The sequence below is a fragment of the Vibrio sp. 2033 genome (assembly GCF_033339735.1).
The window spans coordinates 1-819 of sequence record NZ_JAWOVC010000233.1; the positions used below are offsets into that span (position 1 = coordinate 1).

General features: G+C 44.8%; 1 protein-coding gene and 2 pseudogenes. 2 read left to right on the forward strand and 1 reads right to left on the reverse strand.

Annotated elements, in window-relative coordinates; genetic code table 11:
• A pseudogene (locus tag R7P74_RS25775) lies at window positions 1-173 on the forward strand (acyltransferase); the annotation flags it as partial.
• 1 nt (window position 174) lies between these two features.
• Here the strand turns inward: R7P74_RS25775 and R7P74_RS25780 are convergent.
• Entirely contained in the window at window positions 175-504 is a 330-nt protein-coding gene (locus R7P74_RS25780) for a DUF2500 domain-containing protein (RefSeq protein ID WP_015297474.1), read from the reverse strand.
• 241 nt (window positions 505-745) lie between these two features.
• Between R7P74_RS25780 and R7P74_RS25785 the strand changes: the two are divergent.
• A pseudogene (locus R7P74_RS25785) lies at window positions 746-819 on the forward strand (DUF4145 domain-containing protein); the annotation flags it as partial.

The window sequence follows — 819 nt, forward strand, 5'->3', positions numbered from 1 at the left end:
TGGGCATTTACTTACTTCACCCAATCTTCTTATGGCCGATGAAAGAGTTCGGTTGGTATACCGGTCATCCGGCATGGGTGATCCCTGTGTGGATTGTGTTAAGTGGGGCGGGAGCCTTGGCGATGAGTTATTTGTTCTCGAAATCAGCCAAGACTCGTTGGTTACTGCCGTAAGTTAGCGTTTGATTGCGAAATGTAGGAATTTGTCGCCGCAGTAGGTCAGGGTGCCTTTATCACCTGGATTAAGCGCGTGGTAATAGTGCACACCAATTTGGAATTCTCGTTTCGGGCCGATTGGGCCACGTTGCACATAAATCCAATATTCTTGGTCGTCCTGTCCCGGCTGCGCATCCGGCACATCGATCGCTTGTTTGTCTAAAATAGTGACTTGAACACTTTGTTCTGGCGCATCTTCACCAACGTAATGTTTGCTGTAGAAACGAAAGAACACCCATGCGCCAAGGGCGATGAGGGCAAAAATGGCCAAGATAAGTGAGATTGGCATGATAACCTCCAATGTTTCATTGGGCCCTATTCTACAGAACTCCCTGATTAAACTATGAGTTGAGATAAACTATTCGTGATCTAATAAAAGGGGTGTAGATTTTATTCGGCGGACTTCACAGTTTATATGCGTGCAAGGGCACAATTTGAAAGGAAAATTGCACTTAACCGCTCGAAAAAGCTCTAAATTTATAGAAGAATGAAATGACTAACGAAGGGAAGGTCAGTAAAGGAGGGTTACGATGTCAGATATTGAAAAAGTAGTCATGCGTACCCGAACGATCGAAAAGCTTTTGCGTACTCAATATCACGCAGA